The sequence below is a fragment of the Roseovarius sp. D22-M7 genome, from assembly GCF_037083785.1.
Taxonomy (GTDB): domain Bacteria; phylum Pseudomonadota; class Alphaproteobacteria; order Rhodobacterales; family Rhodobacteraceae; genus Roseovarius.
The window spans coordinates 34,361-49,521 of sequence record NZ_JBAPKY010000031.1 but is presented as its reverse complement, the minus strand read 5'-3'; the positions used below and the strand labels follow the sequence as shown (position 1 = coordinate 49,521).

Annotated in this window: 12 protein-coding genes and 3 pseudogenes; 10 read left to right on the top strand and 5 right to left on the bottom strand. The window is 62.5% G+C overall.

Annotation, left to right across the window (positions count from 1 at the left end; genetic code table 11):
- The 5 genes and pseudogenes from V8324_RS14030 to V8324_RS14010 form a co-directional block, all read left to right on the top strand.
- A pseudogene (locus V8324_RS14030) lies at window positions 1-835 on the top strand (transposase); the annotation flags it as partial.
- Between the two features lie 69 nt (window positions 836-904).
- Window positions 905-1,150: pseudogene (locus V8324_RS14025) on the top strand (IS110 family transposase); the annotation flags it as partial.
- A gap of 563 nt (window positions 1,151-1,713) precedes the next feature.
- Window positions 1,714-3,279: a hypothetical protein gene (locus V8324_RS14020; protein ID WP_336420553.1), complete on the top strand. Its 1,566-nt coding sequence runs from the start codon at window positions 1,714-1,716 to the stop codon at window positions 3,277-3,279.
- Between the two features lie 171 nt (window positions 3,280-3,450).
- Complete coding sequence (locus V8324_RS14015; RefSeq protein WP_336420552.1) at window positions 3,451-3,966, top strand: CAP domain-containing protein; 516 nt, start codon at window positions 3,451-3,453, stop codon at window positions 3,964-3,966.
- Between the two features lie 567 nt (window positions 3,967-4,533).
- Complete coding sequence (locus tag V8324_RS14010) at window positions 4,534-6,687, top strand: UPF0149 family protein (protein ID WP_336420551.1); 2,154 nt, start codon at window positions 4,534-4,536, stop codon at window positions 6,685-6,687.
- Between the two features lie 279 nt (window positions 6,688-6,966).
- On the opposite strand, the gene V8324_RS14005 is transcribed toward V8324_RS14010, so the two are convergent.
- Both V8324_RS14005 and V8324_RS14000 read right to left on the bottom strand, forming a co-directional pair.
- Window positions 6,967-7,260: a CcdB family protein gene (locus V8324_RS14005; protein ID WP_336420550.1), complete on the bottom strand. Its 294-nt coding sequence runs from the start codon at window positions 7,258-7,260 to the stop codon at window positions 6,967-6,969.
- A gap of 12 nt (window positions 7,261-7,272) precedes the next feature.
- Window positions 7,273-7,494, bottom strand: a complete 222-nt coding sequence (locus V8324_RS14000) for a type II toxin-antitoxin system CcdA family antitoxin (protein WP_336420549.1) — start codon at window positions 7,492-7,494, stop codon at window positions 7,273-7,275.
- Window positions 7,495-7,514: 20 nt separating this feature from the next.
- Here V8324_RS14000 and V8324_RS13995 point away from each other — a divergent pair, with 20 nt between their 5' ends.
- Window positions 7,515-8,573, top strand: coding sequence for a tyrosine-type recombinase/integrase (locus tag V8324_RS13995; protein ID WP_336420548.1), 1,059 nt, complete (start codon window positions 7,515-7,517; stop codon window positions 8,571-8,573).
- Window positions 8,574-8,609: 36 nt separating this feature from the next.
- Here V8324_RS13995 and brnA read toward each other — a convergent pair whose 3' ends face one another.
- Window positions 8,610-8,735: a type II toxin-antitoxin system BrnA family antitoxin gene (brnA, locus tag V8324_RS13990; protein WP_336420547.1), complete on the bottom strand. Its 126-nt coding sequence runs from the start codon at window positions 8,733-8,735 to the stop codon at window positions 8,610-8,612.
- A 406-nt stretch (window positions 8,736-9,141) separates the two neighbouring features.
- Here brnA and V8324_RS13985 point away from each other — a divergent pair, with 406 nt between their 5' ends.
- On the top strand, window positions 9,142-10,215 hold the full coding sequence (locus V8324_RS13985) for an NAD(P)-dependent alcohol dehydrogenase (RefSeq protein ID WP_336420546.1): 1,074 nt from the start codon (window positions 9,142-9,144) through the stop codon (window positions 10,213-10,215).
- A gap of 189 nt (window positions 10,216-10,404) precedes the next feature.
- Window positions 10,405-10,691, top strand: a pseudogene (locus V8324_RS13980) (integrase); the annotation flags it as partial.
- Window positions 10,692-10,734: 43 nt separating this feature from the next.
- Here V8324_RS13980 and V8324_RS13975 read toward each other — a convergent pair.
- Complete coding sequence (locus V8324_RS13975; protein WP_336420545.1) at window positions 10,735-11,769, bottom strand: ParB/RepB/Spo0J family partition protein; 1,035 nt, start codon at window positions 11,767-11,769, stop codon at window positions 10,735-10,737.
- Between the two features lie 123 nt (window positions 11,770-11,892).
- Window positions 11,893-13,302, bottom strand: a complete 1,410-nt coding sequence (locus V8324_RS13970) for an AAA family ATPase (protein ID WP_442970541.1) — start codon at window positions 13,300-13,302, stop codon at window positions 11,893-11,895.
- Window positions 13,303-13,711: 409 nt separating this feature from the next.
- Between V8324_RS13970 and V8324_RS13965 the strand changes: the two genes are divergently transcribed.
- Together V8324_RS13965 and V8324_RS13960 are read left to right on the top strand one after the other, a co-directional pair.
- A complete protein-coding gene (locus tag V8324_RS13965; RefSeq protein ID WP_336420543.1) occupies window positions 13,712-14,740 on the top strand; it encodes a replication initiator protein A in 1,029 nt (342 codons plus the stop codon).
- 192 nt (window positions 14,741-14,932) lie between these two features.
- Window positions 14,933-15,145: a hypothetical protein gene (locus V8324_RS13960; protein ID WP_336420542.1), complete on the top strand. Its 213-nt coding sequence runs from the start codon at window positions 14,933-14,935 to the stop codon at window positions 15,143-15,145.
- Window positions 15,146-15,161 lie beyond the last annotated feature (16 nt).

Sequence of the window (15,161 nt, the reverse complement as noted above, 5' to 3'; positions counted from 1 at the left end):
TGCACCGGATCGACAAGCTGCATATGGAATTCCCATTCGCGGGCAGCCGCATGCTGCGGGGTCTGCTGGTGCAGGAAGGCTTCAAGGTCGGGCGGCTGCACGTTGCCACGCTGATGAAGCGCATGGGCATCGAGGCGCTCTATCGCAAGCCGAACACCTCGAAACCGGCGCCGGGGCACAAGATCTACCCCTATCTGCTGCGGAAACTGCCCGTCACCCGGCCCAACCAGGTCTGGGCGATGGACATCACCCACATCCCGATGGCGCGCGGCTTCATATGTCTGGCCGCCGTGCTGGACTGGTTCACCCGGCGCGTCCTTGCTTGGCGGGTGTCGATCACGCTGGAGGCCGATTTTTGCATAAAAGCTGTGGAGGAGGCACTGGTGAANCGCTGGAGGCCGATTTTTGCATAAAAGCTGTGGAGGAGGCACTGGTGAAACACGGCACGCCCGAGATCTTCAACACGGATCAGGGCAGCCAAGGCGGTCTCAACCGGTCGTCGCAACCTCCTTCAAAAGGGTGTTGCGACGACCGCTTGAGACCGCCCAGTTCACGTCGATCGACTTCATCAAGGTGCTGGCCGCACGTGAGATCAGGATCAGCATGGATGGCAAGGGGGCCTGGCACGACAACGTCTTCGTCGAGCGTCTATGGCGGAGCATCAAATATGAGGAGGTCTACCTGCGGGCCTACGCCAGCGTCTCGGAAGCCCGTGCCGGGATTGGCCGCTATCTCGGCTTCTACAATGGCCGGCGCCTGCATTCATCGCTTGACGGCCGGGACGCCCGACCAGGCTTACTTCAATCAGCCGATGCCCAAAGCAGCGGCGGCATAACCGAGGCGGAAAACCACTTAGAAAACGCCCGGAACCTGTTCAGACAAACCAAACCACCTCTAGGCGCGTCTCGGCCGGACATCAAAAGCAGGCCAAGGTGACATCCGGCGGCTCCTGATCATCGGGGCGATGACCCGGATCATGGGCGGTGCGCGCCACAAGATTCCACCCGACAGCTGGCTTGGCCGAATGCGGGCGCGCAAGCCGAAGAGGCTGGGCGCGATCGCGCTGGCCAACAAGATGGCGCGGCAACTCTGGGTGATGCTGACGAAAAACGAGGATTACAGAGATCCGGCGCTGGCAGCGGCGACATGAGTATCATGTCGTAGTTACCAAGTGTCGGTGCCAAGGGGAGTGTGAGAAGCCAACGACCTGAATGGGCGAAACGATCTAACAGATCCGGACCGGGAGAACCAGCAGGCTGCTGCGAGCCCGAGAGCTCGTTGTTCAGATGTGGACCCGATCCGCTGACTACCATCGCGGCCCGCGGCTTTTGGAAATGCCGCATGCCGAGGCCTAACAGAAGTCCGCACTCGATCACACGCCAATAGGGTCAAAAACTTCTTGCACTACGGGCGGCAACCACAGAAGAAGCAGCCTGTTAGGTGATGAACTCCCGTCTGTGCGGGAAATTTGTCTGTCACCGGGCAAGGCCGGAGAAACCCAAGCCCTGGACTGGATGATGTCTCTCCCGCCCAAGACTACTCATCAAGTTAACTGGCTCTCAACTCTGCGCAATTTCGTTGCTGCGTTCACCATATCTTTAAGTTTAAATCAAAATTTAACCGTGTGCCTGATATACGTGCACATGTGTTTAGAGAAGTGGTTGGTTTGTCCGCATCAGTGAGAAAACCGGGATCTGGGTGCCTGTCGTACATATGAAAAATGGTTACGAAATATCGGTTTGGTGCGGCTGCATAGGTTTTGCGCTGCTGGCTTCTGTATCGGCCAGTGCATCAACGGTTACGGTGATTGATCCAAGCACCCGTCGTGGTGGTCCGGTCTCACAAACGTTTCTTGAAAGCCAAGGTGAGAATGTCAGTCTTGTCCGGACGCAACACGGGATCTCCTGTGTTGCCAGTCGGGTCTTGCCGATTGCCGACGCATCGTATTCCGCCCCGAACGGCACTCCGGTTTCCTTTGAAGATGTGACCCGCAGCCCTGCCAGCTCGGTCCAGGCCATCGCGCGTCCGGACGAACCAGTCACGTTCCGAGTCCAGCTGAAATACTCGCCCGATCCTTCAAGGCCGATCGAAATGCGGATCGACGGCCAAACGCTTGACCTCGTGGACGCGCTCGAGCCTAGCAATGACAGCTTGTTGCTGACAGGCGACACCGCGCAGTTGCTGGCGGATGTGCTGCGTCGCGGCACCGCACCGACTCTGCGCGCGACATCTGATGTGACCGGTCGACGGATTATCGACCAGATAATGGCGCCGGATATGGCCGGACTGGACTCCTGTCTGGTCACGCTGGAAGATCCGCCGGCTGTCGATGATCTACCGACCGCAGAAGTTTCGAATTATGATGTAGCGGATGCAGACATACCGGGCTCAGCCATGGAATTGCGGCATGCGGATGACCGCGTGGCTGACACCCCGAACGAGGATGTGCCGGAGAACCTGGGCACGCTGCCTGCGGAAGAGACCGGAGCCTCCCAACCCGTCGTGCCCGTTCCGGTTACAGGGCTGCGGCTCGAGTTTAGCGCACGGCCAGATCCCGAACTGCGCGTAGACCCGAGCGCTTTGAAGCATTGCCGGATGCGTGACATTCCCGACAACGTCTTTCTGGGGCAACTGAGCGCCGTGACCGGCTTTTTCTCGCAAACGCAGGATGTCTATGTCGCCTTCGATGACCGAGGCGAGCTGCAACGGGCATATATTCCTGGAATATTTGATTCCGACCTGACCATGGGATCGAACCGTGCCCATATCAGCCTGGCAGCCGACTCCAATCTTCCAGACCAGCCCAACACGGTGCGCGGCTGCCTCGGGGATGCGCCACTGGAAGCGCCGGTCTGTGCCATCTCGAAATCAGGAGGTGATAGCTATACCGTGGCCGAATGCGGTGTTCTCGGCATGTCGCAGACACGCGAGCTGTACCTGGACGAGGTCTTTGTGCCGTTCTTCACCGGTGTCGATGAGGCGACGCCTGCCATAATGACTACCAACGAGAGGACGGGCAGCGGCAGGTCCTTTTCCAGGCCCGTTGGCAGCTTCCGTAGCTTCAGCGGGCTCGTAGGTGGTGGCGGTGGCAGCAGCCGGGCCAGTTTGGGTGACTTCGAGTCTGACATCATCGTTCCTGGCGGAGGCAGTGCCGAGCCGGGCGAGAGCGGAAGAGATGTTCCGATGGTTCCCCTGCCGGCCGCGTTTTGGATGATATTGCTTGCATTGACCGGATTGTCCGGTGTCAGTGTTCTGAAAAAACGCAAAAAGCACGTCTGACTTGGTGCAATCCATTCGTCGGCAACTGTGGTCATCGAGAGAATAAGACAGGCACGTTCGAAGCTTTGTAATTGATTAAGTAAGAACCGACAACACATTTGTAAATGTCAGAGCCGTTGGGTAAAATGAGAACTCATCGTCCGAACCGGGGCGCCTTAGTATTATCCAGCTGTGAAAACCCAGATCATGAAAAATCTCTTAGGGTTGTTCGATGCGAGGAAAGCAACTTTAGTTGTCGCTTTCGTGCTATTCGGGGCATCGCTGGCGGTGCCTGCCATGTCCTGTACAGTTCCCTACAATGCCGGCGAGCTGGTCCAACGGCTCCTGCATCAGATCAACGAAGAACGACGGCGTTCCGGTCTGCCGCAATTTTATATGTCTCCCTCGCTCGTCAGAGGGGCGCAAATGCACGCTTGCGACAATGCTAACCACGACCGTCTCAGCCATATTGGCACGGATGGCAGTTTGCCCGGTAATCGCGTCTTACGCGTAGGCTATGACTTTGATGTAGTGACAGAAAATGTGGCAATTGGATATTCGAAGGCCAAACAGGTGCTCGAAGCCTGGTTACGGTCTTCTACGCACCGGAAAAACATCTTTGAACCTCGGACAAATGACTTGGGCCTGGCAGTAGCGCGTGGGCACGACGGACGACTGCATTGGGTCATGAATGGCGGTCTGCGCTGAAATCGAGGCTGCGCTGTCAATCAGCATCCAATCGTGACCCCTTGTTGGAGTGCGCCCCTCGGGATGGACAGGATCACGCGTGTGTTTTGACAGGGGTGCGGGCGTGGTTGTTCTCCAACTGGGCGGGGCTGAGATACCCCAAGGCTGAGTGCAGGCGGTGGTGTCAATCCCGGAGCAAAATGGGTCGGGGAAAGGTGTTCATATGGGTCAAATCTCGGTGAAAATACCGGGTCACTTCTCATCGGAAATTTACACCTGCTTAGGGATATGCCTAAGCCTCCTGATTCAGGCCCAGGTGTCCGGTCGAAAATGGGGCCAGTTCATTCTGGCAGATGGTGGCTGCGGAATGGCACATGCATCGCATCCTATACGTCGCGCCCGTCACTGGCAGACACGTAGCCCTTCGCGAGGGACGTGGTCACGCTGCCGAAAACCACCCTTTGGGTGTGTGTCGTGGTCGGTACTGGAAAAAAACGACGCCGCGAGAATTGCGATCGAGTAGCATTTCCTCCAACCTTGCCAAGGCAAATCAATCTCTGACGCGCCATCGCACAAGCAGAGGATTTCATGCTGTCTCCCAAGCTCCAGAGCCTTCTGGATGCGCTGCCACAGGACCTCGAAGAGGCGGGCGCGCGCCATGCATTCAAGCGGGTCGCCCTTTCCCTGATTGCCGAGCCAGAGCAGGCAGTGGCGGTCGTTGCGGCGATTGGCCGTCTCGAGGAGCGTAATAATCACGATGAACGGCTTGTCTCACTCCTGTCATCCACTCTGGATGAGGCTCGTATGGCGCGGGAAAACGGCAAGATTGTGGGAGCGAGCTTCATCAGTCACCTCGAAGGCGAGATTCAGGCTCTCAAGGAAAAAGAGGCCCTCACGGATCGCGGGCGCCTGGTTCTGGCGTCTTGCTGGGTTCGGGCAGGCCTGCACGCCCCGGATGCCCTGGGTGGCGAGTTTCATATGCCAGACGACATGCAGGGAGATCTGGACCTCTCTGACGCGCCCGAGCTTGAGCCGCTCATCGACAAGCTGCTGGAGGAGGTGTCAGGCGGTCGGGTGGACAGCATATCGGCCCTCCATGCCGGTTTTGCAGAGTTGATTGCCACCTTTCCTGCCCCCGTCAGGCAGGCCGTTGTTCGGCACGTCGCATCGCGCCCCAAGACTGTCCTGGGAGAGCTCGGCTGCGCATTGTTGCTCGATGGCAGGGCCGAAATCCGTCGTGGAGCCATCGATGGCCTGGCGGATCGGCTGGCCGCCAATGCGATGACCTCAGACATGATCGGGCGACTGACCGTCATGCGCAGCTGGATCGCAGATGAAGACACGCGTACGGGGATCGACGCTATCGTCAGAAATGCCCTGCGTCATGAGACCGGACGCGCAACATCCAGGGCCGCACCAAAGGTACACCGGGCGCTCACGAGCCTCGTGGACGGCACCGGTGCCCAGAGCATGACCATCGCAATCCAGGCAGGCGGGACGCGCAGCGTCGCGGTGGTGTTGATCAAACAAGGGTTCGGGATCAAGGATGCCTATCTGGTCCCCTGCTCGAGTGCCAGCGAACAACGCCGCTTGATCGATATGATGGCGACCGAGGTGGAGATACGAGACGTACCGGTCGACTACATTGAAGAGGCGATCGCGATCGGCCTGTCCGAGGGCGTGCAGACCGGGCATCCACCCGCCCCCGGTCTGGTCGGCGTGGTCCAGGCCCTGGGCTGGTCCGAGTTGCGTCCGCGACCCGCATCGGTCTCCGAAATTGCCGCCTTGGCCGATCCGGACGGACAGGTTGCCGCGATGTCCCTTCAAGCACGGGGGCGCCTGATCAATGCCAGTTCCGATTGGGAAACGCACTTCCCGATGATTTTCGAAAGCTGGTTTGAAGACAGTGACACCTTCACCACGGCGATCGAAGCCGCGAAGACGCCTGCCGCGCTGAAACGCGACCTGTGGCGAACCCTTGAAGGCCGGAGACCATTCTGGGCCCGCGTGATCGCACGCATGGCGCATTTGCTTCATGCTGCCGGTGATCCGGAGGCAAGGCAGTTTGTCGCCGTTGCCACGGCTTTGGAAGAGGGGCGGGCATTGAAGAAAACGCCGATCATGGAGAGGATCTTCGACCAGTCCTTTCAGGTTTGGTTGCATGAGAGCGTCCTGGGGACCGCATCCCCGGACGAAGATGACCATGTCCCGTTCGAAGTCACCAGCGGCCCCGCACCGGCGGGCATGAAGATACCCGACATCCGTCCGGAGAGACCCGGCGAACTGAGCAAGCTGCTCAAGCCGGCCGGACTGACCGAATGGTGGGTCGATGGTTTCATGATGGGTGTCTGCACGGCGCCCGAGTTCGTTCCGCCGGGAGCCTGGGCCCAGGTCCTGTTGACCATCATCGGACCCGAGATCGAAAGCGACAAGACGCTTCAGCGGATCTTGGACCTGCTGATGCTTCGCTACAATGGCGCGCTGGCAAATCTTCGCACGCCCGTCGGGATCGCATTGATCCCCGAAGAGGAAACGCTGATCTCGATCTGGGCAGATGGCTATCTGACGGCCTGGGAAGGCAATCTGGCGTATTGGCCAAAGGCAAGGCTCGGCAAGGATGACAAGACCGCCCGCAAACTCCTGGAGGATGCCGCATCCTGGCGGGCGGATGCTGACAGCTTCAGAAAAACACTTCCAAACTGGCTGCGCCGGAGATTTGTCGCCCAGGCGGGGCCGTCTTGACGGGGTGTCGGTTCCGCCCTGCCCCCTGTCGAGTCCGCTTGCCCTGGCGTGCCCGCCCGACACCACCGCGTCACGCGTGACCTCGATCCGCATGCCCGGGCTTCAGACCGGGATGCCATTCCGCCGCGGCGCTTTCAACCCCTATTCTCGACCCAAACCGCCGCAGCTTGTCGGCCTTCGCTATGTTCGGTAATATTGCATTATCGGACATGACGGATATCGGGCGGGAGAAGGATGAAACCGGCAGCGTCGCAAGGTGATTTTCGACCCGACACGCGCTCAGACACCGTCGATCAGGATGTCGAGGGCGCGCTTCAGCGCGTCGCGATGCCCCGCCAGCGACCCGACCGGCGCGCCCAGCTCGGCGCCCGGCACGGCGGCGCGTTCCTGAACGCGGAAGATCCACTCGGCCCCCTCGAGCTCGACCGATGGCGTCAGGCCCGGCAGCGCGGCATGACGCCCCGCCGCGCGCAAGGGCGCCATGATGCGCGACGCGTCGATGCCGATGAGGTCGGTCTGCAGGTCGATCACCAGCTGTCCCCCCTGCAGGCGGTGCACATCGAACTGCGCCATCCGGGTGGCGCCTCAGAAGCTTCGGAAATGCGCGAGGGGCAGCCCCTCGCCGGCCACCTCCTCGGAATAGGCGGCAAGCGCCGCGCGGTTCTCCTCGCGCCAGCGGCGATTTCTCTCGAGCCGCGCTGCATCAGAAATCGCCGCCTCGGCAAGGCGCGACATGTTGAGGCCAAGCGCCCGGGCCGCGTCCGCGACCTTGGCATCCAGCGTCAGGTTGACCTTGACCCGTCCCATCGCACCCCTGGAGCATACGTATGGACAAAAAGCATAAGCCGACGGATTCCCCTTCGCAAGACACCCCGGACGAGATCGCCCTGCCCGCCGATGTCGCGGGATCCGGCAGCCTGGACCGGCTGGTGGAGACCGCGCGGGATTATGCGGAACATGCCGCCTCCAACAACACGCTGAAAGCCTATGCCGCCGACTGGGCGCATTTCGCGCGCTGGTGCCGGATGCGCGGCACCGACCCCCTGCCCCCTTCTCCTGAACTGGTCGGCCTCTATATCGCTGATCTGGCCGCCGCGCAGGGCAAGACTCCTGCCCTCTCGGTCGCCTCGATCGAACGCCGCCTGTCAGGGCTTGGCTGGGGCTATGCGCAGCGCGGTCAGCCTCTCGACCGCAAGGACCGCCATATCGCCACCGTACTGGCGGGCATCCGGCGCAAGCACGCCCGCCCCCCCGTGCAGAAAGAGGCGATCCTGGCGGACGACATCCGCGCCATGGTGGCCACCCTGCCCCACGATCTGCGCGGGTTGCGCGACCGGTCGATCCTGTTGATCGGATTTGCCGGAGGTCTCAGGCGGTCCGAGATCGTCAGCCTCGACCACGGCAAGGATGACACGCCCGATGCGGGCGGCTGGGTGGAGATCATGGACCAGGGCGCGCTGATCACCCTGCGTGGCAAGACCGGCTGGCGCGAAGTGGAAATCGGACGCGGTTCGAACGAGCAGACCTGTCCCGTGCATGCCTTGCAGCAATGGCTGCATTTCGGGCGCATCAGTTTCGGTCCAATTTTTACCGGCGTGACACGCGATGGCAAGCGCGCACGGGAGACACGCTTGAACGACAAGCATGTTGCGCGATTGATCAAGCGATGCGTGCTGGACGCCGCCCTGCGCCCAGACCTGCCCGATGCGGAGCGTGTGAAGCTCTATTCCGGCCATTCCCTGCGCGCCGGTCTTGCCAGCAGCGCCGAGATTGATGAGCGCCATGTCCAGAAACACCTGGGCCATGCCAGCGCCGAAATGACCCGGCGCTATCAGCGCAGGCGTGACAGGTTCCGCGTGAATCTGACCAAGGCGGCAGGGTTGTGACTCCCCTTCCCTTCTGCAGGGTCGCCACTGACCCCATCATTGCAGCCGCTCAGCGATCCATATCTTGATCAGCGCCTGACGGGTGATGCCGAGCGTACGAGCCTGTCGGTCAAAACCGGCGACAACCCAGGCCGGAAAATCCACGTTCATGCGCTTTGGCATATGCCAGAAGCCCGGACTTGGGCACCTCGCTGAGGAGGCGCTTGTTTTTTAAGCTATGCGACGCGCGCGATGCTGCATTGCAGCGAAAGTCCTTCCCGACCGTACATTTGAATGTCATCCTGAGTTCATTGATATCGCGAGCTCTTCCTCCTCCCTGAGCTTCTCGATACAAGGCGGTGACGCTCTCTCCTCCCTGCGTCACCGCCGTCTTTCCCAAAAAATGCACTGCGTTGCCGAGGGACGCATGAGAGCGGCCAATCGGTCTCGTATTACTGACCGGGTCTCATCGCATCCTTGCGTCGGCGGCCTGCACGTCCCAGTCCCCGGTTTGAAATCAGGGACCAGCTACATAACTGCAAGTGGATGACGGTAATGTGCCGCACCGCAGAAAATACAAGGAACCCGCATGGCTTTCGATACACCTGGTCACGACACCGCGGCTTTTGGAACCAAAGGTCCGGACCAAAATCTTGAACCGCTCACGATTCCGCGCCGTCACGTCGGTCCCAAGGACGTCGCGATCGACATCACCTATTGTGGTGTTTGCCACACCGACATCCATTTCGGACACGACGATTGGGGCATGACCACCTACCCTCTGGTGCCAGGCCACGAAATCGTGGGCCGCGTTACCTCGGTCGGGGACGAGGTCACCGCGCATAAAATCGGCGACCTCGTCGGCGTAGGGTGCCTGGTGGACAGCTGTCGCGCTTGCCCCTCCTGCGCGAAAGGCGATGAGCAGTATTGTCAGAACGGTGCCACGCAGACCTACGGGTCGCCCGACCCCCATCTGGGCGGCACCACACATGGCGGGTACTCGGCATCCATCGTCGTGGATGAACACTTCGTGCTGCGCGTGCCCGAAAGTCTTGACACAAAGGCCGTGGCGCCGCTCCTCTGTGCTGGTATCACGACATATTCACCACTGCGTCACTGGAACGTGAAGCCCGGGCAGAAGGTCGGTGTCATCGGCCTCGGCGGACTGGGACATATGGGCGTGAAGTTTGCCGCCGCAATGGGCGCAGAGGTTACCATGATCACCCGTTCGGCGGGCAAGGGCGAGGACGCCAAGGCCCTGGGCGCGCACCGGGTCCTTCTATCCAGCGACGCTGATGCGATGGCGGCCGAGGCGGGGAGCTTCGACTTCTTGTTGGATACAATCCCCGTGGGTCACGACATCAACCCCTATCTGCAGCTGCTGAAGACGGATGGCGCAATGGCTATCGTCGGCGCCATCGATGCGATCGAGCCGGTTCAAGGCTTCAACCTGATCTTCGGACGCCGCACGGTTGGCGGCTCGCTGATCGGCGGCCTTCCCGAGACGCAAGAGATGCTCGATTTCTGCGCCAAGCACGACATCGTCTGCGATATCGAGATGATCGGCATGCAAGACGTCAACGAGGCCTGGAAACGTGTTCAAGCAGCCGATGTGAAGTACCGCTTCGTGATCGACATGGCGAGCCTGAAGGGCGACGCGTGAAGCCTGGCGGATACTTGGCTCGGCCGCCCACGGCAGCCGAGCCAAGTGACGTTTGATACCACAAACGGCCTGATCCAGACGGACATTCTGAAAGTCTCGCGCGTATGTCGGGTGCTCCACCTGCGCCAATCCGCGTGTCAACCCGAAGGGCTCTAGGGGTGGTTGACGTTCACCTGAGTCGAATGACACTCGCGCGATAGCGCCCGCGCATCAAATACCCGGCTGATTGATCGGCATGTCGTGCGGCTGGTGAAACGCTGCATGCTGGCCGCCAGCCTGCGCCCGGATATACCAGAAACGGAGCGTCTCGCGCTCTTATCGGGCCATGCCTTGCGCGCCGGGCTCGCCAGTTCGGCGGAGGTGGACGAGCGGCATGTGCAACGCCATCTTACCCATGCCTCGGTCGAGATGACCCGCCGCTACCCGCGCCGCCGTGACCGGTTCCGCGTCACCTGACGAAAGCGGCGGGGTTGTAGCCGCGCGCGCAAATGTTTCGCGCGCGAAACATTTGCGCCTTGGTCAGTCCTGCGCCGCGTCGCGCAGCCAGGCCTCGAGCCGCGCGCGGAACGCGGAATCAACACCCGGTCCCGACAGGCGCAGCGCCCCGCCGCTCTGGTCGAGAAAGACCCCCGGCGAGATCTCCGTGGTCGCGCGCGATGTGCTGCCCGCGGCGCGTTTCGGCGCGGCCGGGGTTGCCGGTGCCGCGGGCACCGGCGGCGCGGTCTCGGACGCGATGAAGGCCTCCAGCAGGGTCTGCTCGACCTCGGGATCCTTGGCGGGCGCGGCCTCGAGATGGCGGCGCAGCCGGGTCTGAGCGCCCGCGTTGCCCTCTACAATCTTCACCAGCGACAGGCCCACCCGTTCGGTCAGCGCCTGCGGAAAACGTACGAAATCGCCCATGGTTTCGTACAAGGTGAGGAACGATCCGATCTTCGAGCGTTTCGCCCGCGAGGCGGTGGCGAAAAGCGATTGCAAAGCGGTTTTCGTGGATGGGTAGACGCCGGCCTCGACCGCCTTCGCCGCGATCCGCGCGCGTTCGTAATAGGACAGGCCGAGGCGGATCTCGTTTTCCTCGACCATCGCCAGGTAGGCGCCTTGCGCGCTGTCGGGCCGGCGCAGCAGCGCCAGCACCGTGGCGAACCGGGCCTCGCCGGTCTCGGCGTGCAGGCGCGCCAGCGCCGTCAGCCGGCGCCAGCCCGAGATCAGCCCGTAGCGCCCGTCGCCCATATCGGCGACCTCGATCGGGCTGCGCTGCCCATGCGCGCGCAGGCTGTCGAGCAGGGCGGCGAAATCCGGGTCATCCTCGGTGCCGGGATCGAGCCGGTCGCGGATCAGCCACGCGGTCTCGATCTTGTCGAGCGGCAGCCGCAGCACCAGCCGGCCCTCGCTGCGCGCGCTGTCAAGCTCCTGCCGGACTTCGTCGAAGGCGGCGTTGACCGATGTCTCGCCGGCAATGCGCGCGATCGGGGCTGAGGAGGCGCTGCCGCCCGATGCGGGATCGGACGGGGCGAGGTGATCCTGCAGCGGACCCCCGAGACGTTTACGCTTGGCCATGGGCAACCTCCCGAAATGCAAGGCAGGATGGGCTGGATGTTTCGCACGCGAAACGCACCGGGTGCGGGTCAAATGTTTCGCATGCGAAACATTTCGATGGCCGGGCGCGCATCAGGCGGGCGGTCATTGCGCGGCCTCCGATGTGGCCTTTTCCAGCTGGTCGCGGCGCCACACCCCGTAAAGCAGCTTCTTGAAGGCAGCATAGGTCGCGTCGAACGTTTCGCGCCCACGGATATAGGTCTCGCGGTTGAAATCGCGGTAATCGGCCTCGTAGATCCCGCTGACCTGCTCGCCGGCCTGGCCGATCAGCGCGGTGTAATCCTGCCGCTGCGGCGCCAGCGCAGGCCCCAGATAGGCTTGCATCAACCCGGCCAGTTCCGCCTGCTGTGCTGCGTCGTAGCGGGTGATGATCGCGCGTACCGCGTCCCATTCGAACCGCACCCCGTCGCGGCCAAGCGCGCGGGCCGCCATGTTCTCGCCCTCCTCGATGGACTGGAAGGTGGCGTGCAGCATCTCGAAGAACCGCCCCGTGGAATCGAATTCGAGGAACGACGCACCCAAGGGCACCAGCAGGATGTCGGCGGCGGCCAGCCCGTTGATCGTGAGGTAGCCGAGGGCAGGGGGGGTGTCGAGAAAGACGAGGTCGTAGTCCTGCAGCACGCCATCGGCCTCGAGGCTTTCGGTGAGCGCGTCCCACAGCTTCCAGCTGCGCGCGGCCATGCGCCAGACCGGGATCTGGAACTCGGACCAGTAGAGGTTCAGCTGCGCGCCGATCAGGTCGATATTGGGCCAGTGGGTCTTCTGGACGAGATCCTGCGCGCGCATTTTCATGGCATCGGCCAGGGTGTCGTCGATCGGCAGCGGCGCCTCGTTGCGCTGCGCGCGCTGGCGGTTGTCCTCTTGCAGGTGACGTCCGTAATGGCGGGCCAGAAGCGGGAAGATCGTGGCCCATTCATCCTCGACGCGGCCGCCGAAGATCGAGGTCATCGAGCCCTGGCTGTCGAGATCGATCACCAGCACCCGGTAGCCGTCGAGCGCCGCCGACATCGCCAGATGCGCTGCCGTGCTGGTCTTGCCGACCCCGCCCTTGAAATTCGCCACCGCCACCATCTTGGCGGGCTGACCCTCGGGGCGCCAGGGCTGGTACTCCTTGGTCTTGGATCCTTCGGCCGCGAAATGCGCGCGCAACCGCAGCACCTCGTCGAGGGTGAACCATTTCGCCCCGCTGGCGGTCTCGGACCGGCCCTGCGGCAGGTCGGGATTGGCCTTCAGCACGCGGCGGAAATGCGCGGTGGCGATAGGGATCAGGTAGCGGGTGATCTCCCAGGTCGAGAAGCGCCGCAACTGCCGCCCGCCGCCCTCGTCGAGCCCGCGCGAGGCGAGATCGCGGCGCCCGCGCAGGCAGGCCTCGGCGATGCGCCCGAAATCGGTCGTCCGCTGCGGTGCGTCGAGCTCGGCCATCGCCGCATCCGGGGAGATGTTGAAATATGGGGGTAGGGGGGACGACCCGTCATGTGCCATGATTTGCCTCATGTGATGCGTTTCGGGATATGTACCCTAAATTTGCGAACATGAAAATGAAATCATGCTTTCACGCGATGCGATTCGGCTTGTGACGGTTTTTTCTCTGCAAATTCCGTGGTTTCAGCCCGATCTTCGGTGGGATCGGAGAGAGGACAGGAAATTCCTGTCGTTAGAATGGTGTTATTTATAGTTAGGCATGTCCAGCTTGTCGGTAGAGGTTTGATTTTATAGAGCTTTCGGTAGCCTTTTTGGCTTCGTGCGATTCCGATCCCACGATATCGCGACTCCGAACCCACGTTGAACCGATTCCGAAGCCACGTTCCCGCGGCCTTGGGTGCTGGACGTAGGGGATGCCTGTGGATAAGGTGGCGATAATGAAACCCCGAAACAAAAAGAGCAGGCCGGGGGCAGGCAGGGCATGGGCGGTGAGGCAGGATCAGAAGGGCGCAGGCTGCTGCCGGACCGTCATCCGACGGCGGATTTCGTCGTCTGCGACATCCTCGACGCGCTGCCCAAGAACGATCTCGCCTCGATGGAGCATCCGCTGTTCTCGCTGTCGACCCGGGCGGATCTGCGGGTGCTCAGCTATGCCCATAACGATGTCACCGTCACCATCACGCCCTCGGTGCGCGGGCGCGCGACGCTGTTTGACAAGGACATCCTTATCTATTGCATCAGCCAGCTGATGGCGGCGCTCAATGCCGGGCGTCCGGTCAGCCGGACGGTGCATCTGCGCGCGCATGATCTTCTGGTGGCGACCAATCGCGAGACTTCCGGAGACGGCTACCGCCGGCTGGTCGAGGCGTTCGAGCGTCTGGCCGGCACCCGCATCACCACCAATATCAGCACCGCCGAGATCGAGGAGACCACCGGCTTTGGGCTGATCGAGGCGTGGCAGATCCAGCGCCGGACGCGCGGCGGGCGCATGGTGTCGGTCAAGGTGTCGCTGGCCGAGTGGCTCTACCGGGCGGTGCTGGCGAAATCGGTGCTGACCCTCAGCCGCGACTATTTCCGCCTGCGCAAACCGCTGGAGCGGCGGATCTACGAGCTGGCGCGCAAGCATTGCGGCCATCAGCCCGAATGGCGCGTCTCGCTGGCCGTGCTCGCGCACAAGTCCGGCTCGGCCTCGCCGATCCGGGTGTTCCGCCGGATGATCCGCGACATGATCGCCGCCGACCACCTGCCCGATTACGAGCTGGCCGAGGCGGCGGGCGACATCATCCATGTGCGCCCGCGCCGCGTCGTGCTGGCCCCGGGCGAGGGGCCGCGCCCCGGCGCCGCGGCGCTGGACGAGGCGCGCCGCCTGATCCCCGGCGCGGATGCCTACGCGCTCGAGGCCGACTGGCGCGCCTGGTGGGCCGCCACCGGCCGCCCCCGCCTGCGCAGCCCCGACGCGGCGTTCCTCGGCTGGGTGCGCAAGCGGGCGGGGGCCCGCAGCAAGGGCTGAGGCGTCACCGATCCGCAGTGGCGCGGGGGACGGGTCATGCCTGCACGGCGCTTGTGCCCCGGATTTTAACTAAATCTTGTCTTGATCGTGTTTGGCTTTGCCCATGAAAAGCCCTTAGCTTGATGGAGACCGGGTTGCGATATTCGCCATACGTCCGAGGCCCCGTATCGTCAGGATCAGAAGAGGCGTCACATGATCGTCGGAATAATCCTTGTCGGAGGCGTGATCGGGATCCTAGCCGCCGGGGCTGCCCTGGTTCTGGGGCAGGGGGTCTGGATGGCGCTGCTGGTCTATTCCGGCACCGGCACATTGGCGGTTCTCGTTTGCGCCGGCCTCGTGGCGCTGCGGGCGGACCGTGCCGCGCAGCCCGGGACCCGCTCACTGACCCGTCCGCAGCGTGGCTGAGGCGCTGCGCCGCGTC